General features: G+C 38.3%; 20 protein-coding genes and 1 pseudogene. 10 read left to right on the top strand and 11 right to left on the bottom strand.

What is annotated here, in order from left to right; all coding sequences use genetic code 11:
* Nucleotides 1-198: 198 nt before the first annotated feature.
* On the bottom strand, nt 199-1,170 hold the full coding sequence (locus ACMZ42_RS09930; protein WP_370080921.1) for a rhodanese-related sulfurtransferase: 972 nt from the start codon (nt 1,168-1,170) through the stop codon (nt 199-201).
* Nucleotides 1,171-1,307: 137 nt separating this feature from the next.
* Here ACMZ42_RS09930 and ACMZ42_RS09925 point away from each other — a divergent pair, with 137 nt between their 5' ends.
* Nucleotides 1,308-2,090 carry an enoyl-CoA hydratase gene (locus ACMZ42_RS09925; protein ID WP_415731343.1) on the top strand — a complete coding sequence of 261 codons (783 nt, stop codon included), beginning with the start codon at nt 1,308-1,310 and terminating at the stop codon, nt 2,088-2,090.
* Nucleotides 2,091-2,244: 154 nt separating this feature from the next.
* Here ACMZ42_RS09925 and ACMZ42_RS09920 read toward each other — a convergent pair whose 3' ends face one another.
* Nucleotides 2,245-2,430, bottom strand: a complete 186-nt coding sequence (locus tag ACMZ42_RS09920) for a YhzD family protein (protein ID WP_370080917.1) — start codon at nt 2,428-2,430, stop codon at nt 2,245-2,247.
* 349 nt (nt 2,431-2,779) lie between these two features.
* On the opposite strand from ACMZ42_RS09920, the gene ACMZ42_RS09915 reads away from it, so the two are divergent.
* From ACMZ42_RS09915 to yhaM, 3 genes are read left to right on the top strand one after another with little or no spacing between them, the layout of a single operon-like run.
* Nucleotides 2,780-3,994, top strand: a complete 1,215-nt coding sequence (locus tag ACMZ42_RS09915) for an exonuclease SbcCD subunit D (protein ID WP_402870945.1) — start codon at nt 2,780-2,782, stop codon at nt 3,992-3,994.
* A gap of 5 nt (nt 3,995-3,999) precedes the next feature.
* Nucleotides 4,000-6,891 (top strand): AAA family ATPase, encoded by a 2,892-nt coding sequence (locus ACMZ42_RS09910; RefSeq protein WP_415731341.1) that lies wholly within the window; start codon nt 4,000-4,002, stop codon nt 6,889-6,891.
* A complete protein-coding gene (gene yhaM, locus ACMZ42_RS09905) occupies nt 6,888-7,826 on the top strand; it encodes a 3'-5' exoribonuclease YhaM (protein ID WP_370080911.1) in 939 nt (312 codons plus the stop codon). Before ACMZ42_RS09910 ends, yhaM begins: the two co-directional genes overlap by 4 nt.
* Nucleotides 7,827-8,136: 310 nt before the next feature.
* On the opposite strand, the gene ACMZ42_RS09900 is transcribed toward yhaM, so the two are convergent.
* The gene (locus ACMZ42_RS09900; protein ID WP_370080909.1) at nt 8,137-9,099 is read right to left on the bottom strand and encodes a peptidylprolyl isomerase; all 963 of its coding nucleotides are present in this window, start codon (nt 9,097-9,099) and stop codon (nt 8,137-8,139) included.
* 144 nt (nt 9,100-9,243) lie between these two features.
* On the opposite strand from ACMZ42_RS09900, the gene ACMZ42_RS09895 reads away from it, so the two are divergent.
* Entirely contained in the window at nt 9,244-9,348 is a 105-nt protein-coding gene (locus ACMZ42_RS09895) for a YjcZ family sporulation protein (RefSeq protein ID WP_082337661.1), read from the top strand.
* A 597-nt stretch (nt 9,349-9,945) separates the two neighbouring features.
* On the opposite strand, the gene ACMZ42_RS09890 is transcribed toward ACMZ42_RS09895, so the two are convergent.
* The 5 genes from ACMZ42_RS09890 to ACMZ42_RS09870 all read right to left on the bottom strand — a co-directional run bounded on the left by ACMZ42_RS09890 (nt 9,946) and on the right by ACMZ42_RS09870 (nt 13,004).
* On the bottom strand, nt 9,946-10,491 hold the full coding sequence (locus ACMZ42_RS09890) for a DUF3267 domain-containing protein (RefSeq protein WP_415731340.1): 546 nt from the start codon (nt 10,489-10,491) through the stop codon (nt 9,946-9,948).
* Nucleotides 10,492-10,673: 182 nt separating this feature from the next.
* On the bottom strand, nt 10,674-11,234 hold the full coding sequence (locus tag ACMZ42_RS09885; RefSeq protein WP_370081047.1) for an HTH-type transcriptional regulator Hpr: 561 nt from the start codon (nt 11,232-11,234) through the stop codon (nt 10,674-10,676).
* A gap of 156 nt (nt 11,235-11,390) precedes the next feature.
* Nucleotides 11,391-11,786 (bottom strand): YtxH domain-containing protein, encoded by a 396-nt coding sequence (locus ACMZ42_RS09880; protein WP_370080905.1) that lies wholly within the window; start codon nt 11,784-11,786, stop codon nt 11,391-11,393.
* Nucleotides 11,787-11,927: 141 nt separating this feature from the next.
* On the bottom strand, nt 11,928-12,458 hold the full coding sequence (locus ACMZ42_RS09875) for a tryptophan transporter (protein ID WP_370080903.1): 531 nt from the start codon (nt 12,456-12,458) through the stop codon (nt 11,928-11,930).
* A 123-nt stretch (nt 12,459-12,581) separates the two neighbouring features.
* Nucleotides 12,582-13,004, bottom strand: a complete 423-nt coding sequence (locus tag ACMZ42_RS09870; RefSeq protein WP_415731339.1) for an HIT family protein — start codon at nt 13,002-13,004, stop codon at nt 12,582-12,584.
* A gap of 104 nt (nt 13,005-13,108) precedes the next feature.
* On the opposite strand from ACMZ42_RS09870, the gene ACMZ42_RS09865 reads away from it, so the two are divergent.
* Together ACMZ42_RS09865 and ACMZ42_RS09860 are read left to right on the top strand one after the other, a co-directional pair.
* Nucleotides 13,109-13,858 carry an ABC transporter ATP-binding protein gene (locus ACMZ42_RS09865; RefSeq protein WP_370080899.1) on the top strand — a complete coding sequence of 250 codons (750 nt, stop codon included), beginning with the start codon at nt 13,109-13,111 and terminating at the stop codon, nt 13,856-13,858.
* Nucleotides 13,842-15,026, top strand: coding sequence for an ABC transporter permease (locus ACMZ42_RS09860; RefSeq protein ID WP_370080898.1), 1,185 nt, complete (start codon nt 13,842-13,844; stop codon nt 15,024-15,026). Before ACMZ42_RS09865 ends, ACMZ42_RS09860 begins: the two co-directional genes overlap by 17 nt.
* Nucleotides 15,027-15,084: 58 nt before the next feature.
* On the opposite strand, the gene ACMZ42_RS09855 is transcribed toward ACMZ42_RS09860, so the two are convergent.
* Both ACMZ42_RS09855 and ACMZ42_RS09850 read right to left on the bottom strand, forming a co-directional pair.
* Nucleotides 15,085-16,245 (bottom strand): amidohydrolase, encoded by a 1,161-nt coding sequence (locus ACMZ42_RS09855; protein ID WP_415731338.1) that lies wholly within the window; start codon nt 16,243-16,245, stop codon nt 15,085-15,087.
* Nucleotides 16,246-17,014: 769 nt separating this feature from the next.
* A complete protein-coding gene (locus ACMZ42_RS09850; RefSeq protein ID WP_370080894.1) occupies nt 17,015-17,533 on the bottom strand; it encodes an antibiotic biosynthesis monooxygenase family protein in 519 nt (172 codons plus the stop codon).
* 233 nt (nt 17,534-17,766) lie between these two features.
* Here ACMZ42_RS09850 and hemE point away from each other — a divergent pair, with 233 nt between their 5' ends.
* From hemE to hemY, 3 genes are all read left to right on the top strand, one after another.
* Nucleotides 17,767-18,816 carry a uroporphyrinogen decarboxylase gene (gene hemE / locus ACMZ42_RS09845; protein WP_402870961.1) on the top strand — a complete coding sequence of 350 codons (1,050 nt, stop codon included), beginning with the start codon at nt 17,767-17,769 and terminating at the stop codon, nt 18,814-18,816.
* Between the two features lie 154 nt (nt 18,817-18,970).
* Nucleotides 18,971-19,891 carry a ferrochelatase gene (gene hemH / locus ACMZ42_RS09840; RefSeq protein WP_370080890.1) on the top strand — a complete coding sequence of 307 codons (921 nt, stop codon included), beginning with the start codon at nt 18,971-18,973 and terminating at the stop codon, nt 19,889-19,891.
* Between the two features lie 14 nt (nt 19,892-19,905).
* Nucleotides 19,906-21,333 carry a protoporphyrinogen oxidase gene (gene hemY / locus ACMZ42_RS09835; protein WP_415731365.1) on the top strand — a complete coding sequence of 476 codons (1,428 nt, stop codon included), beginning with the start codon at nt 19,906-19,908 and terminating at the stop codon, nt 21,331-21,333.
* A gap of 162 nt (nt 21,334-21,495) precedes the next feature.
* On the opposite strand, the pseudogene ACMZ42_RS09830 reads toward hemY, so the two are convergent.
* Nucleotides 21,496-22,109 (bottom strand): annotated as a pseudogene (locus ACMZ42_RS09830) (collagen-like protein); the annotation flags it as partial.

Raw genomic sequence — 22,109 nt, 5'->3', positions numbered from 1 at the left:
AAGGCGTTATCACAGGACGTGATGGTTTTAGCCTTCGTTCCTCTAAATCGCTGATCCCCAAGGAGTCGCCCAGCCTCCACTCCAATCAACTATGTTTAAAAATGCTATCTCCAATTTTCGATGATGATCCAGTGTAAAATATTAAAATATTTTGGGATATGAAAGAGCATCACCACAAATGGATGATGCTCCTTTTACTTATAAAGAAGGATTTTGAACTTCAGCGATTTTCGCGATTTGTTCCTCAATCTGCTCTTTTGTCCAACCATTCTCTTCAACAAAGAAGTTGCGTTCTGCGCGGCGGCATTCGTCTGAACAGCTACGCATATAGAAAGCCTCATGCTTTTCCTCGCAAAGCATTAATTTATGGCATTCAGGGTTTGCGCAGTTTGTATAACGTTCTGTCGGTTCACCAGTGAAAAAATCCTTGCCGACAATCACATGTTCCACCTGATTAATCGGTACACTACGACGTCGATCAAAGACAAACATTTGTCCATCCCATAGTTGACCTTTTACTTCAGGGTCTTTGGCATACGTGGCAATTCCACCATGTAACTGACCAACACTTTCTCCATAGCCTTCACGTTTTAACCAGCCAGAGAATTTTTCACAGCGAATACCACCTGTACAGTAAGTTAAAATTTTCTTATCAGCAAAATCTTCTTTATGAGCCTCCATCCAAGCTGGTAGATCACGGAAGTTTTCAATATCTGGACGCACCGCACCACGGAAATGTCCGAGGTCATATTCATAATCATTACGAGCATCAATAACTACCGTATTATCCTCCTGCATACGTTCCATAAATTCCTTTGGAGATAAATAATCACCTGTTATTTCTAAAGGATTGATATCATCGTTCAAACCAAGGTGTACAACCTCTTTACGAGGGCGCACATGCATTTTTTTAAAGGCATGCCCTTCGACTTCATCAATTTTCCACATAATATCGCTAAAACGAGGGTCTGCCTTCATATGATTCATGTAAGCATCAGTTTGCTCGACTGTACCTGAAACCGTTCCATTAATGCCCTCATATCCAACTAAAATACGACCAAGAAGCCCGATTTCTTTACAAACTGCTAAATGTTCCTCTGCGAATGCTACAGGGTCTTCAATAGCTATATATTTATAATAAAGTAATACACGATAGTCTTTCTGTGTCACAATTATTAACCACCTTTAAATCAATATTCGTCCTTAAATATAGCATAGCAAGTGCTATTTTGCGTAGGAGAGAAGGAGTTTTCTAAAAAAACACGAATAGTTATAGTGAATGACTATTCATATTTGGGGGTGTTGGGATGGAATTTTCAACAATTACATTAGAAAAATTAGATCGCCGCGCAACATTAACATTAAATCGACCACATGCCATGAACGCCATGGATGTTGTGATGATGCGTGAACTAGCAGAATGCTTTGAAGCACTACATCAAGAGCAAGAAATACAAGTTCTCGTTATTCGCGGGGAAGGAAAAGTATTTTCTGCAGGTGGCGATATTAAAGCGATGCTAGATTCAAATAAGCCACTTGAAATAAATGATGCAATGGTTTATTTAACACGTATTGTCAAGGCATATTATCAGCTACCAATGATCGTCATTGCGGCAGTTCATGGAGCGTCAGCTGGATTAGGCTTTAGTCTAGCGTTAGGGGCTGACATCGTTGTGGCATGTGAAAATAGTAAGCTCGCTATGAATTTCATAGGTATAGGACTCATCCCTGATGGTGGCGGTCATTTCTTTATGAAGGAACGTGTGGGTACTGTCAAAGCTAAACAAATGATTTGGGAAGGTAAGGTATTAACTGCATCGGAAGCGCATGATGAAGGGTTAATTGACTACGTTGCACCAGATGGAACTGTTTTTGCGATTACTGACCAACTAGTTGGAAAAATGCTTGCTTCTCCAATTGCCTCGATGATTACGACTAAAAAAATTCTCCATGCTCAAAATTTACCGCAATTAGAGAGTATTTTATCGATGGAAGCAGCGGGGCAAGCAGCGATGCATAAAACGGCCGATCATTTAGAGGGAATCCATGCGTTTGTAGAGAAAAGAGCACCTGCCTTTGTAGGAAAATAAATGTAACCTCTTTCATTGGGTGTCCAAACACCCGTTGATATAGAGGAGCTCAGCCTAAGAACGCCACGTCCTGTGGCAACGACTGAGTGACCAACATCATGTAGGCCTAAAAGGCACGTAGTAAGGTGTACTACGTGCCTTTTACTAGCCATTTTTAGACATGAAATAAGATTAATTTACCCGAAGAGTTAACAAGGCGATGAGTTTTGTTGGCAACACCTTTTTCTTCGATCTGCTGTAGACCGCTGATTTTTGCAGTCTCATCGTTTTCGAAAGTCCATGTTTCATCAAACAACGTTTCCCCAGTTTTTTCAAAAGCTGTAAAACGATAATTCTCCATACAAACCCCACCCTTTACTTAAATATATATCTATTATACATAGAAGATTTATAAACTTCACGGTAAAACTAGCGAAAATTTCGATAAATTATGAAAGTTGTGGAAAATTTGAGGCAATACTAATAATGAACATTCTTTGAATACATTTCTCAACTAGCGGGAAGTATGATAAAATAGAACAAATATTCGGTTTCGGCGTGATTCACGAATGTCTCATTATAGAAATGAGACAAATAGCAGTTAGTAAATTATTGAAGTAGCAATTCCGATGTACTGAATTAATTACTGCACTGCGAGTGATGAAAGAATGACGACAAGGTATAGATTATTTATTACTTGAGGTGATTGGATGTCAGCAATTCGTTTTTTCCATATGGCGGATTTACATTTAGATAGTCCATTTAAGGGCTTATTTGGTTTACCAGAGCAAAATTTCAAAAAGATTCGAACAAGTACTTTTGAAGCTTTTGATAAAATTATTCAAAAAGCTATTCAGGAGAAACCTGATTTTTTACTGATTGTCGGTGATATATATGATGGTGAAAATCGTAGCCTGCAGGCACAAAGACGATTTCAAGAAGCTATGGAGAAACTCTTTCAGCATAATATCCCGGTCATTTTAAGCTATGGTAATCACGATCACTTAAATGGTGCTTGGACCCGCTTTGCTTTACCGAGCAACGTTTATGAATTACCAGCTGAAACAAGTGTTGTACAATTAAAAATACGTGGTCAGCAAGTTAATATTTATGGCTTCAGCTATAGTGACCGTCATATAACGAAATCAATGATTGATAGTTATCCTATTGCACAGGACGAGCATGCTATTCATATTGGTATGCTTCATGGTAGTGAAGCTAGTGATACCACACATGCTGTTTATGCACCGTTCACAAAAGATCAACTTCTTGAAAAAAACTATCATTACTGGGCTTTAGGGCATATTCATAAACGACAACTTTTACATCAAAATCCACCGATTGTTTATCCAGGCAATATTCAAAGCCGACATCGGAAAGAGCAGGGGATAAAGGGCTTCTATGACGTAACCTTGTCACAAACCTCTACTGATTTGGAATTTGTACCGACATCTGCTGTTGTTTATAACACGGTAGAGATGGATTGTACGAATGTGTTTCATGCAAATGAACTCCTAAAAAAATGTGAGGAAGCACTGATGCTTAATCGTCAAGAGTATGGGGCATCTGTTGTTGAACTGCATTTGAAAAATATAGATGAACAATCACAATCTTTATTTGAACATGCTACAGTTGATGCATGGCTAGAAACAATTCGAGAAGCTGAGGATGGGATTGAACCGATGTGCTGGGTACAAAAGCTTGTGCTACATCAATCATCAGTATTGTATGAGCATACTGCTGCGACTGAATCGGTTATGAATCTAATGGAGCAATGGGATATTTCTGAATGGAAGGATATTTTAAAGGAACTATACCAACATGCTGGTGGTGCAAGACTGATCGAGCCTTTAACAGAACAGGACATTAAAAATTTAATGCACAACGCGCAAGAATTATTAGCAGAAGAAATTCAAAGGGTGTGAATAACATGCTAACGATACAAAAAATCCAAATTTATGGTTTTGGTAAGCATGAAAACATCACCATTACTTTACATGAAGGTGTTACCATTTTTTATGGTATGAATGAAGCGGGTAAAACAACCATTCAACAGTTTATTTTACAAATGCTTTTCGGATTTCCCACGAGACAGCAGACACAACGTAAATATGAGCCGAAAATATCGACTAAATTCGGTGGTCAGCTTACAATTGGGCATCCAACGTATGGGCAATGCACGATAGAACGCATTAAAGGAAAGGCCGCTGGAGATGTCACAGTTTATCTAGAAGACGGAACAATTGGGCATGAGGAACTTTTAGCAAAACTATTATATGGTTATTCAAAAGCTTCCTTTGAGTCCATTTTCTCCTTTTCATTACATGAACTACAGGGCATTGAAAAAATGTCAGAGGAAGAGCTTACACATTTGTTGCTTGCCTCTGGGACAACAGGGTTTCAACAGCTATCGTCTCTAGAAAAGAAAATGGACAAAGAATCTGGTGAGCTTTTTAAAAAAACAGGCAAAGTGCCACTCATTAATCAAAAATTGGAGCATGTAAAAAAGCTAGAACGCACAATTAAACAAGAGCAAGGTAATATTCAGACCTTTGAGGATAAATTATTACAATTACAACAGCTCGATCAAAGGCTAGAAGGGTTATATAATCAGCAAAAAACACAGCAACGAAATTGGCAACAGCTTACAATTCTGCAGCAGGCTATGCCGCTGTTAAAACAGCAAAAAGCTTTCGAACAGACGCAAAAAAGCTATGAACATGTGCAGTTTCCACCAGAAGGGATCCGACGTTATGAGCAATTAAAGGATCGGCTTATGCATGAAACACTACAAATGCAGCAGCTGAAGGAGCAGTATCAGGAACTACAAAAAAAGCTACAATTAACGGTGGACGAGCAAACTATTACTGAAATGTCTCGGCTTTTAAATAGGGAAGCAACATGGAATCAGTTAGTCGTTAAGGAACAGAACTTAATGGATGAGCTGTTTTTAATCGAGCAAGAAATAGAAGCGCAGTTTCGTTTGTTAGGTGTTCAGGAAAAAACAGCGCAGGATATTCTACTTGTGGAAACAGTGTCATTACAGCAAGAAGAACAGTTTCAACAACAATTAAGCCTATTAGAAGAAGCAGAAGAAGAACTGAAATTTCATTTGCGTTCGTTGGAGCAACTACATGCAGAATTAGATACAATTGCTCAACTAAAACAACAGCTTCAACAGGAGTCATTATCTACAGAGGAAGAACATATTTTAGCACAGTGGCCTCAACGAAAGCGAAAGCTTGAACAATTGCGCTATGGAAGGTCGCAGCGCTCGAAACAACAACAACCAAATGTTTTTATATTTATTGTGTTAGCCATAAGTATACTTTCGTTTATTTATGGTGTTATGGAAAAAAATATGGCTGTCATCGTTGTAGGAGCGGTTATGTCGCTGATCATTATTTTATATTTGAAATTTGCTAGACAAACACATGAAGCGCCGAGTAAACAACAAAGTCAGCAAATACGTGAGTTAGAGCAGGAGGAAAATGTTGCTCAAGCCATCCTGCTGAAAAAACAAAAACTTGAAGATCGCTTGTTACATGTAAATGAGCAACAGCAAGAAAAAGAACATCAATTTGTGAAACTTGAATATAAAATTCAGCGGGCTGAGCAGGTGAGTGAAGAGGCTACTCAGTCGCTTCAACATTTTTTAGGGCGCTATCACTTAGAGGGGAATATACCGAAAACATTATTACCCGAGCTGTTTATACGCATTCGTGGTGCTCAAGAGTTGGCAGCAAAAAAGAAGAGTACATTTACACTCCTACAAACGGTACAAGCGGAGAAAATTGAGCTTCTAGATCAAGTACAGCGAGTCTTACATGCAGAGTATAGTGAGCAAGAACTCTTTATGCATTTACGTAATACATTCCTTACTTTACAGCAGGAGCAACAGATATCTCAACAAGCAAAAGAGCAGTTAACTAACCTTCAGACCAAAATTCAAGGAGTTCAATCACATATAGACAGCTATGAGTCTGAAATTACTCAGTTATATAATGCTGCGAATGTTCAATCAGAGAAGGCTTATTACGAAACTCATGAACAATTTGAGCAACAACAAAAAATAACAACAGAACTTCAAGCCATTCAGAGTCAGCTAGCCTCGCTGAATGTAGGCAACGAACAGTCATTAATGGACGAGGAACAGCTTAAAGAAAAACTACTTACTTTAGAAGAAGAGCGTGGCGCAATGCAGCTAGCTATAGATCATTGCTTAGAACAACGCGCGACACTACAAATCCAGAAGGAGAATCTTCTAAATGACGAGAAATATGGTCAATTGCTTCAACAGTTTGAAGAGGAGAAATCAGTGCTGCAACAGCTAATAGGGCAATGGGCTACAAAAAAGGCATTGGCTACTGCGATTCATGAAACATTGTTCCGCCTAAGAGAAGAAAAACTACCATATGTTTTGACAGAGGTTAATGCGATATTTAATTTATTAACAGGTGGACGTTACGAGAAGCTTTTAATTAATGATGAAGGCTATTTTGTTACACAGGATGTTTCTGGATTACGTTATCAAATGGCAGAATTATCACAGGCAACGAAGGAGCAAGCTTATATTTCGTTGCGCATGGCACTAGCAAAAACACTGACAACTTCTGCTCCATTTCCATTTATTATGGACGACCCTTTTGTCCATTTTGATCGAAACCGTACAGACAAAATGGTACAATTAATGAAAGAAGTAGGGTATGAACGTCAAATTTTATATTTTACTTGCCATGACGGGATGCTCGAACATTGGCAGAAAGACCAAATAGTTAATGTAGGAGCACTAGCAAATGAAAGGGGAGTGGCGTCAAAATGAAGGGTATTACGACGCTCCAGGTTGGAGAATCAGTTGATCAATTTTTATTAATTAAACAGGCGACAAAAGGAGTTACCACAGTTGGAAAGCCATTTATGTCACTGTTATTACAAGATAAAAGTGGAGATATTGAGGCAAAGCTATGGGATACAAATGATGATCATGAAAAAATGTATCACGCTGAGGCAATTGTCCGTGTAGGTGGAGAAATTCATGACTACCGTGGCAAAAACCAATTGCGTATAAAATCAATCCGTGTAGCAAAACCGGAGGAGGGAATTGCTATTAATGATTTAGTTCCTTCCTCAGCAACTCCAAAAGAAGAATTATATGAAGAATTGACGCAATTTTTCTTTGATATTAAAAATCCAAATATTTCTCGAATTACACGTGCAGCTATTAAAAAACATCAAGATGCTATTTTAGTATATCCAGCTGCAACGAAAAATCACCATGATTATGCATCTGGTCTTTTGGATCATATGGTGTCAATGTTAAGACTAGGAAAAGCAATTGCTGATTTATATCCTACATTAAATCGAGATCTGTTATATGCAGGGATTATTCTGCATGATATCGGTAAGGTTGTTGAGCTATCAGGGCCAGTTGCAACAATGTATACTGTAGAAGGGAATTTACTTGGTCATATTACGATTATGGTCAATGAAATTGCCAAGATTGCTAGTGAACTAGAGATCGAGGGAGAGGAAGTCATGCTATTGCAACATATGGTGCTTTCTCACCACGGTAAAGAAGAATGGGGCAGCCCGAAAAAACCGATGATTCAAGAAGCGGAAATCTTGCATTATATTGATAATATTGATGCAAAGATGAACATGCTAGCACGAGCATTAGGTAAAACAGCGCCAGGTGAGTTTACTGAGCGACTATTTCCGCTTGATAATCGATCGTTTTATAAGCCGTCTATTAAATAAATGTAGATCTGAGGCTTCAGAGGGGATGCTCTGTCTATAAGTTGATTGGATTCAGGACCGAGCGAAAGCGTCACAGATGAGCCTCTTAGTAAAGGAAGAAGGCTAAAAGCAAAGTCATATGATAGCGCCTTTGTGAAAAAATGAAATAGCATTTAAAAGGAAAGAGGATTCATTTTGATTAAACTTTATTCAAAATAAATCCTCTTCATTTGTCTTTTATAAGTGTTTTCAAGATACTTTTTGTATAAAAAGGGTTACGCCTGTATAAGCGTAACCCTTTTTCATATAGTAAAATAACAACAAATTTAGATTATTTTTTGTCAGTATCTTTATTACTTTCTTTTTCAGCGTTTTCTTGAGCTTTTTTAGCTGCTTCTTCTTGAGCTTTAGCTTGCTCTTCACTTGTTGTTGTAAGGGACTTGATAACAGGTTCTAATTCTTTATCAGATGTTTTAATATCAGCATCTTTTGCCATTTTTGCAATGATATCTTTAAGAACTTGTTGGTCCTCACCTGTCTGCCCTAATTTTTGTAGCATCTGTGAACGGATGTTTTCTTCTTCATCTTTGAATGAGCCAACACCTTTTACATCACGCTTGTCCGTAATTTCAATAACGTGGTAACCAAAGCTTGTTTTAACTGGTTCACTTAAAGTGTTTTCAGGAAGGGCATAAGCAGCATCATTAAATTCATCTACCATTGCGCCAACAGAGAACCAACCAAGCTCTCCGCCTTTTGGAGCAGAGCCAGTATCAGTTGAGTATTCTTTTGCTACATCAGCAAATTTAGCGCCACCTTTAATTTTGGCAATGACTTCTTGAGCTGTTTTCTCATCTGCTACTAAAATATGACGACCATTTAACTCAGTTTTCATTTGCTCATAATGTTTTTTGATATCTGCTTCTTTAAAAGCTTTATCTTTTAAAGCCTTTTCAGAAAGAAGTTGAACACGTAAAGCATCTTTATAGCCTTCTTCAGTTAGGCCGTTCTCAGAAAGTGCTTGGGCAAAGTCATCACCAAATTGTGAAGCAGTTGCGTCATATGCCTCTTTGACTTCTTTATCTGATACTTTATATTTATCAGCTAATACTTTTTCAGTCAACATTTGTGAAAGTATTTGAGAACCTGCTAAATTTTTTGATGTTTTGTTAAAGTCAGCAACTGTAATGTCTCCTACTTTTGAAGTTGCAATCGTTTTGTTGTCTCCTCCGCTACAAGCACCAAGCGCTAATACCGAAGCAGCTAATGTTAAAGATAAAACTGTCTTTTTCATAGTGGATATTCTCTCCTTACAATGGTTTCGTCCATTTTTTACTATAACATAAACGTTTTAAAAACAAAATGGTTCCCCCTTGAGTATAGCCTATATTTCAAACTTTCAAGCGCATAGGATATAGAAAAGAAAGGGGGTGAAGTTATGAGCAGCGGAGGATATGGTGGCGGTGGCTACGGCTCAGGCTTTGCTTTATTAGTTGTGTTGTTTATTTTATTAATTATCGTTGGTGCAGCGTTCCTATATTAATTAATAAAAATGACGAAAAGCTAAGGGTTTAACGTCCTTAGCTTTTTTTACAATGTAAGGCATCCACACCGCAGTTTTGAGGTCACGTAACAAATATATGGTCAGACCAAGTGATCACATTAGGTGTCCAAAAAGAAGTGGATGCCTTTTTCTTATTAACTTCTTTCAGCAGATGACTTTTGTAGCGAAAGCGAAGCGCCAGCTACAAAAATCTTCCACCTCTATTGGTGGCGAGATGAATGCGGATTTAAGTAACTTTCAAAAGGTGTCCAAACATCCGCTGAAATAAGTTAAAGCCTCCGGCGGATGTCACGGAATTATGCCGAGGCATAATTGATCTACTATACTGCATATAAAACTTCAATATAAAATGAGACAAGTAATATTGTTATAAGTATATTTATAGTTCGGAATACTTTTGGTTGTTTTTCTTCGGGAATTTCACGTCGCATGCACAGCGCATAAGTCATGCGGTTTATTTGAAATAAATAGAACACCGAGAATAGAACTACAATCATTAACAGCAAGTCTATTCCTCCCCTCTTTCAGTATTAATAGCATAACAAAAAACGTCAATAAAACACAAGTACAAGCAATTTAGTGAATAGTAGGTGGCACTAAAATTTCATAGCCCTTAGGCGTCTCCTCAATCTGGGAGTCTTTAGGTGAATTCAATAAATATTTCACATATAGAATATCAATTACACATAGACTACAATGGTAAGCTAAAAGTAAAGTGCCGTAATGTGTATACGCAGGGAATAGCAGTGTACCTAATATAATGCTTGTATTTAAAACAATAAATGGTGTGAGTAAAGCTAAAATATAACGATTTTTCGATAAAGGTTCACGGATACGCATGTGTAGCACAGGAATAACATAAAATTGGGTACGCACACGCAATTTTAAATGTTGACGTAAATCATACAATGCTAGAAAGTGTAAGCATTTGTGGATTGGATAGATTGCAAATACAGCAATTACAAATAGCCAAAACAAACGATCTGTATAGTGCTCATCATTAAATAAATTAAATGTTACATAGGAAAGAGAGAATACAGTTAAAAAAGAAAATATAGCCATGATCATAATACGCGTTTTTCCGTAATGATGTTCAAGGTTTAATATTTTCCAACAATGCATGATTATCAACTCCGTAGTATGAATGGTCCTATCTAATGTAAATTGATTTTTGCTAGAATGCAAGAAAAAGGAGGTATCTCAGAAAAATTTCTGAAGTACCTCTTTTAGCATGTTTTATAGGCTTTAAGGCCATTAAGCTCAGATTACGAACAACCGACCCTAAAAGCCTATTATTTTCACTTTCATCCTTTTACAGTTGGACGTTCTTCTACCTTATCAAAGGACTCACGGAAGTGTTGGAAGGAACGCTCAAAAATGTCGATGAAGTCCTCACCGTATATATTGCGAATAACAGCCATAACGTCTAAAAATTCTGGGAAGCGACCGTATAGGTCTTTTAAAGCTAATGAGCCTTCTAGCACAGAATGATACGTATTATGATAATTACTATTCATTTCAACAATAAGTTCTGTACCTGTTTCTGTTAACTCAACATACGTATTACGCTTATCGTCATCCCGCTTTGAAAACTTAAGGAATCCACGTTCTTCTAATTTTTTAGAAAAATTAAATGCTGTAGAAACGTGCATAACCCCGAATTTTGCCACATCGGAAATTGAAGCCCCTTTTAAATGATACGAAATCCATAAAATATGATGTTCGTTAATATTTAAATCGTAGGGTTTAATCCATTGCTGCCAATCTTTTTCCACTGCTTTCCATAAGGCTTTTGATAATTGCGCAATTCTTTGACTATAAAGCATCGCTTCTTTTTGAGTGTATAATTCCTCTGACAAAGCCATCACCTACTGCTTTCTTTAACATTTTAAAAATATTATAGCAATAAAGGAAAAAAGTTTAAAGTTAGAAAAATTAAAAAATTGAAAAGTGGTTGAAAAATAACATTATATAGATTGAAATTGATAAAAATGCAGTTCATTTATCAATGTGCAAGGACTTTAGTCGCTAACTTTTTCTTGCGGTTTTTTCTTTTTTTCTGTAAATTGTGCAACGTTTTTCTCGATTTCGCTTATTGAATTCTGTAATGCTTCTATTTCTTGTTGTAAGTTATTTTTTGACGGCTCGATTTCTTCAGTAAATGTAGTAATAGTTTGTTTTAAATCATTTATTATTAGTGGTATATTATTTTTCATTTCATTTGTGAGTGAATTAACGGATTGTTTAACTGTGCCTGCTTGCTGTTTTACATCTAAAAGCTTGTCCTTTGTACTTGCAGCATTTGCTCGCAAATTAGCACGTAATTGTTGTCCTGATTGAGGAGTTGAAAAAAATACAGCGATTGTACCGCCGACAATCCCAGCTGCCAGTCCAAATAAAAATGGTTTTGCTTTCATTTTGAATACCTCATTTCTTTAATGATCATGTGTTACCTACTATTAAACCATGAAATGTACAAATACAAAAAGAAAAAAGAAACTAAACGAGTGATTTTGAATCACTGTTTAGTTTCCTTTGTAGATGAACATGCATTTTTATTAAATTGAAATAGCTGTTTGGAATTTAGAACGCTTCACTAATTTTGCAACTATAGGATAAATAATTGCAAAAGCAATAACATTAAATACTACAGCAGGTAATACAACGCCTACAAATAGAACAGCGAATGTTGCACCAACATTTGCATTGAAAACAAAAAGTGCGACTGCTAAAAAGACCGTTCCAGATAAAATTGTTCCTAAACCAACTAAACCAGCAGATACTGCGAAATTGCTTGCCAATTTTTTTAGCACCATTAAGACAGCTAAAAAGACAAAGCCTGTTACTGCTTTATCGATAATATTTGGAACAAGGCCAGCTGGAAATGTTGTAAACAATCCTGAAAGTACTCCTGTTGCTAAAGAAAGTAAGAACGTTTCTTTAAAAGTAGGGAACAATAAAATGCCAATAAACATCATTGTTAGCATGAAATCAGGTTTCATGCCATTTACCATACCTGGTGTGACCACGTAAAGGGTAGCACCAACACCAACTAAAAGGGCCATTAATACTAAATTCTTTGTATTCATTTCTAATCTCTCCTCGACTATGCTAATCTTTTTTGTCTCCTAACGTGTCCTCATGACCGTTAGCGAAACTTATTTGTGATTGTACGCTATAAATTTAAAAATTGCAACACACAATTCTGACAATTAAAGTGTCTCAATGTTAGCTTTAATGCTTTCAGCAACTTCAGTTAATTGCTCTGGTGTATATTTTTGTGTTTGCCAAATTAAGCCCAAGCCTTCTTTTTCATCGTAACGCGGAATAAAATGTAAGTGATAGTGGAAAACAGTTTGTCCAGCTGCAGCACCATTATTATTAATTGTATTAAGTCCGATTGGATTAAAAGCAGCTTTAATAGCATTTGCAATTTTCGGTGCTACTGCATATAAATTACGAGCTACATCCTCAGGCATTTCGAATAGATCCTTACAGTGATGTTTTGGAATTAATAGTGTATGACCTTTTGCAACGGGCGAAATGTCAGTAAATGCATAGACATGCTCGTCTTCATAAATTTTTGTGCTTGGAATAGATCCATCAATGATTTTGCAAAATAGGCAATCGCTCATTTGAAAATTCCTCCTTATTTTATATGTAAGTACATTCTATCATACTCATAACTGTATCATTTGCTAATTTTTGATAAAATATAAACTAGAAGAGGAGTGAGGGCATGACGGTATTAGAAGTACAACATGTGACAGGTGGTTATACAAGAAAGCCTGTTATTAAAGATTTATCATTTGCGATTGAAAAAGGAGAGCTTGTTGGCTTAATAGGCTTGAACGGCGCTGGGAAAAGTACAACGATTAAGCATATCATCGGAACAATGCTTCCGAAAGAAGGCGACATTCGTTTGAATGGTGTGACGTTAAAGGAAAATACGGACAAGTATCGTACAGCATTTTCCTATATTCCTGAAACACCTGTATTATACGATGAGCTAACATTACGTGAACATTTAGAATTGACCGCAATGGCTTACGGTCTAGATGAAGCAACACTCGCAGCTCGTTCAGAAATATTATTAAAAGAATTTCGAATGGAAAAGCGACTTAATTGGTTCCCTTCGCATTTCTCAAAGGGTATGCGTCAAAAGGTTATGATTATGTGTGCCTTTTTAGTCAATCCAAGTCTTTACATTATTGATGAGCCTTTTGTGGGGCTCGATCCACTTGGGATTCAATCATTGCTTGATCAGATGGATGAAAAGAAAAAAGAGGGCGCTTCTATATTAATGTCCACGCATATTTTATCGACCGCTGAAAAGCATTGTGACCGCATCATTTTATTGCATGAAGGACGTGTGCGAGCACAAGGAACAATGGAGGATTTACGCAACGCATTTGCGATGCCACATGCGACATTGGATGATTTATATATTGCAATGACAAAGGAGCGCGACCATGAAGAACTTGCGTGATGTATGGTCCTCTCGCTTCATGCACTATATAGGTGAAGTGCAAAAATATATGCGGTTTATTTTTACAGGGCATTTAGCGATTGTACTAGTATTTCTTATCGGAGCAGGGGGTTATCAATATAGTGAATGGCTGAAAGTTGTACAGTCTGATTTTCCAGCAGAGGTATTAATCGCAGTATTTGTAGGGATTTTACTAGCATTTAGTCGTCCAACTTCACTTTTGAGAGAGCCAGACCAAGTGTATTTATTACCTTTAGAATCAAAAATGTCGCAGTATTTCAAAAAGGCGTTAGCGTGGACGTTTTGGTCACAGGTGTGGGTTGTGGCAATTGTTTATATCGTTAGTATCCCTTTACTAAAGGCTGTTACTGAATTAACTACATTTGAAATTTGGTCAGTGTTCCTACTTATTATTATATTGAAGTATTTGAGCGTTCAGGGCGAATTTAGCTTTCGTTATAGTGAACGGGGTCAAATGATATGGGTGGACAGGCTAATTCGAGCTGTTATCTTTAGTGTTGCTGTGTACATGGGGCTTCATATGCAGCTTATTTTAGCGATTGTTGCTGCTGCAATTGGGTGTGTGTATATTGTAATATTTAGAAAAAAATGCACAGGTGAACCTGTCCCATACGAGCATTTCGTAAAGCTTGAACAAAACCGCATGATGAGCTTCTATCGTTTTGCTAATTATTTCACAGACGTTCCACATCTACGTGGTAGCATCCGTCGTCGAGGTTGGCTTGACTGGCTTTACAAATTTGTTCCATACAACAAGGATAATACTCAAAAATACTTGGTGTACCGTACATTCATCCGAACAGATGATCATTTTTATTTATGGTTCCGTTTAACAGTGATTTCAGCTGTTATTGCAGCCTTTGTAGATATACCAGTCGTTTCATGGATTGTTGCAGGTGCATTAAGCTTTGCTACAACTATACAATTAAAGTCGGCATTATTATCAAGTGGTGAGTTCCGCATGGACATGCTTTATCCTTTACCTGATGAAGCACGCAAGGTAGCAGTCAATCAAATTGTACGTCTTGCGATGATCACTCAAGCTATTATAGTTGGTCTATGTGGTATCACACAGCCAATGTTTTATGTAACTTTTATTATCATACTGATTGTAAGTGAATTGACTGCTAAGGTCTCAAAATCTTGATAATGAAATCAAAAGCTCATTTCTCCGATAAAAGAATTGGAGAAATGAGCTTTATTTTCTATTCTACTAATTGGTAGTCTAGTGCTGCTGTTAATAATACCTTTGCAGCAATGAGCATACCTTTTTCATCTATATCGAATTTTGGATGATGATGTGGTGCATATTCAGCTGGTCTGGCTCCAGTAAAGAAGAAAGTACCTGGTTTTTCTTCTAAGTAGTAAGCGAAATCTTCAGCCCCCATACTTGCTTTAACTTCCATAACATCGCAAATATCCTGTGCGATGTCACGCACAAATAGTGTTTCTTTCTCATGATTTACAACTGCGGGGTAGCCACGACGATAATTCAGTTCAATTGTACAATCATGCGCAATTTCTGTACCTTGGATAACCCGTTTAAACTCACGCTCCATCGTTTCACGAACATTCTTATCAAATGTTCGAATTGTACCATTTAAATAGGCTGTATCGGCAATAATATTGTCAGCATTAGATGCTACGAATGAACCAACTGATAAAACAGCCGATTCGATTGGGTCAACTCGACGTGCGACAAGTTGTTGTAAATTCATAACAAGCTGAGAGCCAATAACGATTGCATCCTTTGTTTGATCCGGATGAGCGCCGTGACCGCCTTGACCTTGAATTTTCATTTCAAAACTATCAACAGCAGCCATCGTTGGACCGACGCGGTAGCCAATCATGCCTGTTGGATGGTTAGAAGATAGATGTGTACCAAAAATAGCATCAACGCCATCCAAAGCTCCAGCCTGTACCATCCCAATCGCTCCTCCTGGATCAGCCTCTTCAGCATGCTGATGAATCAGTACATATTCTCCTGCTAATTCATCGCGCATTTCCCACAATAGCTTACCGACAATTAACAAAGTAGCTGTGTGACCATCGTGCCCGCAAGCATGCATAACGCCAGACACAGTTGATTTGTATGGTACGTCTTTTTCATCTTGTATAGGCAGTGCATCAAAGTCTGCTCGTAAGGCAATCGTTTTGCCAGTCTTGCTTCCTTTAATCCGTGCGATTAAACCGTAGCCACTGACATTAGCTTCAACCGGTACGCCTAGATTTTTATAAAATCGAATAATATAATTAGCGGTTTCTTGCTCCTGGAAGCTCAGCTCCGGATGCATATGTAGATGACGACGAATCGCCACCATTTCATCAAAATGGGCATCAATCTTTTCAAGTAAACGTTGGTTCACAGTAAAACCCCCTTAAACAGATTATCCTAGATTTTTATTAGTAACATAATAGTTTCACAAACTGGATAAACAGCGGTTCAGCACTTCTCATAAAAGAATATTCTTGGCAAGAGTAATGCATTCCCCGCGTTCTGGAGAATGCCCCCGGAAGGTCGGTGGATACCCGCGAATCCGGGGAGAATACCCGCGGAAGGGCAGCGAACACTCGCGAATCCAAGGAGAAAACCCGCGCCCCCGAGCAGAATACTCGCGGAAGAGCAGTGAATACCCGCGCACCTGGTGGATACTCGCGGAAGAGCAGTGAATACCCGCGAAACCGAGTAGAAAACCCGCGGAAGAACATCGAGTACCCCGCACCTGGTGGATACTCGCGGAAGAGAAGCGAATACTCGCGAATCCGGGGAGAATACTCGCGGAAGGGAAGCGAATACTCGCGAATCTGAGTGAAATACTCGCGGAAGAGCAGTGAATACCCGCGCCCCCGGAGAATACCCGCGGAAGAACATCGAGTACCCTGCACCTGGTGGATACTCGCGGAAGGGAAGCGAATACTCGCGAATCTGAGTGAAATACTCGCGGAAGAGCAGTGAATACCCGCGAAACCGAGTAGAAAACCCGCGGAAGAACATCGAGTACCCCGCACCTGGTGGATACTCGCGCACTCGAGCAGAATACTCGCGAATCTGAGTGAAATACTCGCGGAAGGGAAGCGAATACCCTCGCACCCGGGAGATACCCGTGGAAAGCAGTGAATCCCTGCACGCCCTAACTAATCTTCATTTTCTTCCTTTGGAGCAGCGCTATAGGTTGTGACATATGAAGCTGCTGAGAAAATATTTTGTTGATTCACACCTGTTGGTTCTTTTCGTTCAGCGTGTGCGGATGCAAAGGCCTTTGAGCTTTTCCATGCTTCAAACGAATGAGGGCCGTTCCATTGTGTCATGACAATGTATGTTTCACTATTTAATGGACGAAGTAGTCGAAATGCTACAAAGCCTGGCTCATCTTCTATAGCGCCTGCTCGATTTAAAAAGCGATGTTCAAAAACTGGTCGACCCTCATCTGTAACGGGAATATTGTTGAATACAAAGAAGCCGCGTTCTTCTAAATCATTTACTGAATCTAGCACTTCAAACTTACGAGGTGTGGCAAAGACTGATTTTCTTTCAGTTTCGTGTATAAGCACGGAGTTCCCTTCTCCATGTATTAAAATCATTGCCTCGTTTGGATATTTATTCTTAAGCTGTTCTAAAAAATCACCTGTACCAGAAGTTAAATAAATATACATAAAATTGACCTCCTTATGAATTTTCGTAATATAGCGTGATTATCTCCATTTAAGTGGAAGTCTAAAGCTTTGTCAAAAAAGAAATGTCTTAGAAAGAACAATTTTATGACATTTCACTATGAAAACTATACAATAACAGAGGAAGCGTTTACTATTGAAAACGGATATCAATAATAACGGAATAAACAAGAGAATTTTACGATATGAATTTTATTGAGGGGAAGGAACTATTCATGACAACTTTTAATGATACTCTTCTACGTGCTGCACGAGGAGAAAGAACTGAGCATACACCAGTATGGTATATGCGACAAGCAGGACGCTCTCAGCCAGAATATCGTGCGATTAAAGAAAAGTATTCTTTAGAGGAAATTACACTTCAACCTGAGCTTTGTGCATATGTAACGCGATTACCAGTAGAAAATTACAATGTTGATGCGGCAATTTTATACAAAGATATAGTAACTCCACTCCCTGGTATTGGGGTAGATGTGAAAATCAAAGCAGGCGTAGGTCCTGTAATTTCAAATCCTATTCGCTCAGTCGCTGATATAGAAAAATTAGGCGAATTTAATGCGAAAGAACATACACCATACGTTTTAGAGACGATAAAAATGTTAACAGAGGAACAACTAAATGTACCTTTAATCTGCTTTGCAGGTGCGCCATTCACCCTTGCAAGCTATATGATTGAAGGTGGTCCTTCAAGAAATTATAATAAAACAAAGTCATTTATGGTATCAGAGCCTCAAGCTTGGTTTGCATTAATGGACAAATTAGCTGACATGATTATTTCTGATGTTTCTGCCCAAGTCGAAGCGGGAGCAAAAGCTATCCAAATATTTGACTCTTGGGTAGGTGCTTTAAATGTTGAAGACTATCGTGTTTTCATTAAACCGATTATGACACGTATTTTTGCTGAGCTGAAAAAAGAAAATGTGCCACTTATTCAGTTTGGCGTCGGTGCAAGTCATTTAGCGAAAGAATGGAATGATTTACCGATTGATGTAGTTGGCTTAGATTGGCGTTTACCAATTAAAGAAGCGCGTGCAAACGGTATAACTAAACCAGTACAAGGCAATTTAGATCCATCACTATTACTTGCTGACTGGTCAATTATTGAAAAACGCACGAAAGATATTATCGATCAAGGTTTAGAAATGCCAGGACATATTTTTAACTTAGGTCATGGTGTCTTCCCAGAGGTTGACCCAGAAGTGTTAAAACGTTTAACAGCTCTTATTCATGAGTATAGTGCTCAACAAATCCAAGCACGTTCTTAATATAGATATGAACAAGAATATTTTCTTTTCTATGAATGACATCTCGATTTCATCGTAGAAAGGGTGCTGTCCAACCTAATGAATTGGACAGCTTCTTTTTGTCACATACTATAATTAAAGATATATTTAACTATTATTTAGAGGTGAAAAGGTAATGAAAGAAGTTAAAGGCTTATTAGTTATGGCATACGGAACACCCTATAAAGAAGAAGACATCGAACCTTACTATACGCATATTCGCCACGGTCGCAAACCAACAGAAGAGCATTTAGAAGATTTACGCAGTCGTTATGAAGCAATCGGTGGTTTATCGCCACTTGCTGCTGCTACTAAAGCGCAGGCTGAAGCTTTATGTGCACGTTTAAATGAAGTACAAGATAACGTGGAATATAAATTATTTATCGGATTAAAGCATATCCACCCATTCATTGAAGATGCTGTAGAAGGAATGGTAGCGGAAGGTATTAAAGAAGCGGTTTCTATCGTATTAGCTCCTCACTTCTCAACGTTCTCTATTAAATCATATAATGGTCGTGCAACAGAAGCGGCTGGAGATCGATTAACAATTACTTCTGTAGAATCTTGGTATGATGAGCCGAAGTTCATTGAGTATTGGAAAATGAAAGTGAATGAAACATTTAATGCAATGTCTGAAGGAGAACGTGAAAAAGCATGTTTAATCGTGTCTGCACATTCACTTCCAGAGAAAATTAAAGAGCTAGGCGATCCATATGAAGATCAATTAATTGAGACAGCTCGATTAATTAAAGAAGCGACAGGTGTAAACAATGTAGAAGTTGGCTGGCAGTCAGCAGGTCAAACACCTGAGCCATGGATCGGTCCAGATGTTCAGGACTTAACGCGTGAACTTTACGAGCAAAAGGGCTTCCGTTCATTCGTATATACACCAGTTGGCTTTGTAACAGAACATTTAGAAGTTTTATATGACAACGATTATGAATGTAAAGTTGTTTGTGATGAACTTGGCGCGAAATATTATCGTCCAGCAATGCCAAATACACACCCGTTATTTATTGATGCAATGGTTGATGCCATTCATAAAAAATTAAGCTAAGCGAAAAGAAAGTGATGATGTTGGTGACTCAAAAAAGACGAAAGGTAGTTGTTGTAGGCGGTGGCATTACTGGCCTCACAGCTGCGTTCTATTTGCAAAAAGAAGCAAGCGCAAAAGAATTGCCGTTAGATATCGTACTTGTCGAGTCGTCATTACGTCTTGGCGGAAAAATACAAACACTGAGAAAAGATGGCTTTATTATCGAGCGCGGTCCAGAATCTTTTTTTGATCGTGAGAACTATGTATATGCTTTGGCAAAGGATTTAGGCATTGAACAGGAAATGATTACAAGCAATACAGGACCGACTTATGTTGCCGTTGGTAGTCAATTGTATCCAATCCCGAGCAGTCTTTTGTCTGGAGCAACACCACATGTCTCGTCATTTATTACATCAGGTTTGTTTTCACTTAGCGGGAAAGTTCGTGCGGCGGGGGATTTTTTCATCCCTCGGTCTGCACAGAACGATGACCAACCATTAGGGCAATTTTTTAGAAGAAGATTCGGTGCTGAAATTGTAGAAAATCTAGTAGAGCCATTACTTGCAGGAACATTTGCTGGTGATATTGAGCAGTTAAGCATGCGCTCAACATTCCCACAGCTCTATGGATTAGAGCAAAAATATCGTAGTCTACTGATTGGTATGAAAAAGTCTGGTGCGAATTTTTTAAGTAACAAGCTCAATACGAAAGATAAGGGGATTTTTCAAACATTTAATAATGGTCTTGAGTCACTTATCGAAAAACTTGAAGAATCACTACTTCCAGGGACAGTTATGAAGGGTGTTAAAGTTGAGGAAATTGAACATGGTAAGGATGGTACAGTCCAAGTTGTGTTAAACAATTTTACACAATTAAAAGCAGATGCTGTTATTATTGCTACACCATTTAATGTAGCAAGAAAAATGTTCAGTAAACACCAGCTATTAAATGAATTGAGTACGATGAAGGCAGCAACTATTGCTACTGTGACAATGGCATTTAAAAAAGATCAGTTAGGTGATCTAGATGCGTTATCATTTTTTGTCTCCCGAAATAGTGATTTTTCAATAACTTCTTGTACTTGGATTAACCGCAAATGGCCAGGCACAACACCAGATAATTATGTGCTGTTACGCAGTTATATTGGCCGAGTCGGTGACGAGGCAATTGTAGCGTTATCTGATACAGAAATTGAAAAGACTGTATTGCAGGATTTAATGAAAACAATTGGTGTAAATGGAGAACCGTTAATGACTGTAGTTTCCCGCTGGAAAAATGCTATGCCACAGTATACGGTAGGACATGAAACGAAGGTAGAGCGAGTAAAACAAGAATTACGTGAGCATTTTCCGACTGTTAAGCTCTCCGGGAGTTCCTTCGAAGGAATATCAATACCTGAGTGCGTTGAGCAAGGTAAAAATATTGCTGACGAAACATTAAAGGAAATGTTTGGCAATTTTTAAGGATAAATGGTTATCAGTAAGTAGTACAAACTTGAAGATCAATGTTTGTACTACTTTTTTATTTTGAAATTTGATAGGACAAAGTACAAATTGCACAAGTTAGATAACTCAAATTAAAAACTGGGAAAGTAAGTTTCTACTTTCCCAGTAAAGATCTTAATGCTATGAAATTCGGTGACATGACCATACAATACCGCCGGAGTTAGCTCCTCCAAGAGTAAGTCCTAACGTTAAACCGTTAGCATTGTAGAATAAATCAATAACATCACCTGCATTTAAATCGGCTTCCCCAGCTAATGTTACTGTCCCATTACCAAGGACAGCACGTAAGGTTAACAGGGTTACAGCTATATTTAATACAGGGAATAAACCACTTATTAAATCTGTGGTAGTGTTTTGGCGAATAGCAAATGATGGATTGATACCGGCACCTAAGCTTATGGTAATCGCTGCAGTAGTTGAGTAGTTGATTGTAGCTTCAAAAGCATATCTTCCAGTCGTTGGAACAGTGAAAATTCCGGTCGTTGGATTGAATGCTGGCGTTGTGAAATATGGAGCTGCAACACTCCAGTTAGTAATTGTGGTAGAAGCACTTACTGTTAAAGCATTAGCAAATGCTGAGAAACCTTCTGTAAATGCTGGTCCGGTAGAGCCGGTAACACCAGTGAAACCAGTAACACCAGTAGCCCCAGTAGCCCCAGTAGCCCCAGTAGCCCCAGTAGCCCCAGTAGCCCCAGTAGCCCCAGTAGCCCCAGTAGCCCCAGTAGCCCCAGTAG

This window comes from Lysinibacillus sp. NPDC056185 (assembly GCF_047737915.1).
In the GTDB taxonomy this organism is placed as follows: Bacteria; Bacillota; Bacilli; order Bacillales_A; family Planococcaceae; genus Lysinibacillus.
This window is presented reverse-complemented; position numbering and strand designations above follow the sequence as displayed.

Coding starts and splice junctions, on each gene's coding strand:
- ACMZ42_RS09900 (WP_370080909.1), bottom strand. CDS start 9,099: ATGAAAAAGACAGTTTTATCTTTAACATTAGCTGCTTCGGTATTAGCG.
- ACMZ42_RS09865 (WP_370080899.1), top strand. CDS start 13,109: ATGACGGTATTAGAAGTACAACATGTGACAGGTGGTTATACAAGAAAG.
- ACMZ42_RS09915 (WP_402870945.1), top strand. CDS start 2,780: ATGTCAGCAATTCGTTTTTTCCATATGGCGGATTTACATTTAGATAGT.
- ACMZ42_RS09885 (WP_370081047.1), bottom strand. CDS start 11,234: ATGGCTTTGTCAGAGGAATTATACACTCAAAAAGAAGCGATGCTTTAT.
- ACMZ42_RS09920 (WP_370080917.1), bottom strand. CDS start 2,430: ATGGAGAATTATCGTTTTACAGCTTTTGAAAAAACTGGGGAAACGTTG.
- ACMZ42_RS09860 (WP_370080898.1), top strand. CDS start 13,842: ATGAAGAACTTGCGTGATGTATGGTCCTCTCGCTTCATGCACTATATA.
- ACMZ42_RS09895 (WP_082337661.1), top strand. CDS start 9,244: ATGAGCAGCGGAGGATATGGTGGCGGTGGCTACGGCTCAGGCTTTGCT.
- ACMZ42_RS09910 (WP_415731341.1), top strand. CDS start 4,000: ATGCTAACGATACAAAAAATCCAAATTTATGGTTTTGGTAAGCATGAA.
- ACMZ42_RS09880 (WP_370080905.1), bottom strand. CDS start 11,786: ATGAAAGCAAAACCATTTTTATTTGGACTGGCAGCTGGGATTGTCGGC.
- hemH (WP_370080890.1), top strand. CDS start 18,971: ATGAAAGAAGTTAAAGGCTTATTAGTTATGGCATACGGAACACCCTAT.
- ACMZ42_RS09870 (WP_415731339.1), bottom strand. CDS start 13,004: ATGAGCGATTGCCTATTTTGCAAAATCATTGATGGATCTATTCCAAGC.
- yhaM (WP_370080911.1), top strand. CDS start 6,888: ATGAAGGGTATTACGACGCTCCAGGTTGGAGAATCAGTTGATCAATTT.
- ACMZ42_RS09875 (WP_370080903.1), bottom strand. CDS start 12,458: ATGAATACAAAGAATTTAGTATTAATGGCCCTTTTAGTTGGTGTTGGT.
- hemY (WP_415731365.1), top strand. CDS start 19,906: ATGATGTTGGTGACTCAAAAAAGACGAAAGGTAGTTGTTGTAGGCGGT.
- hemE (WP_402870961.1), top strand. CDS start 17,767: ATGACAACTTTTAATGATACTCTTCTACGTGCTGCACGAGGAGAAAGA.
- ACMZ42_RS09850 (WP_370080894.1), bottom strand. CDS start 17,533: ATGTATATTTATTTAACTTCTGGTACAGGTGATTTTTTAGAACAGCTT.
- ACMZ42_RS09890 (WP_415731340.1), bottom strand. CDS start 10,491: ATGCATTGTTGGAAAATATTAAACCTTGAACATCATTACGGAAAAACG.
- ACMZ42_RS09925 (WP_415731343.1), top strand. CDS start 1,308: ATGGAATTTTCAACAATTACATTAGAAAAATTAGATCGCCGCGCAACA.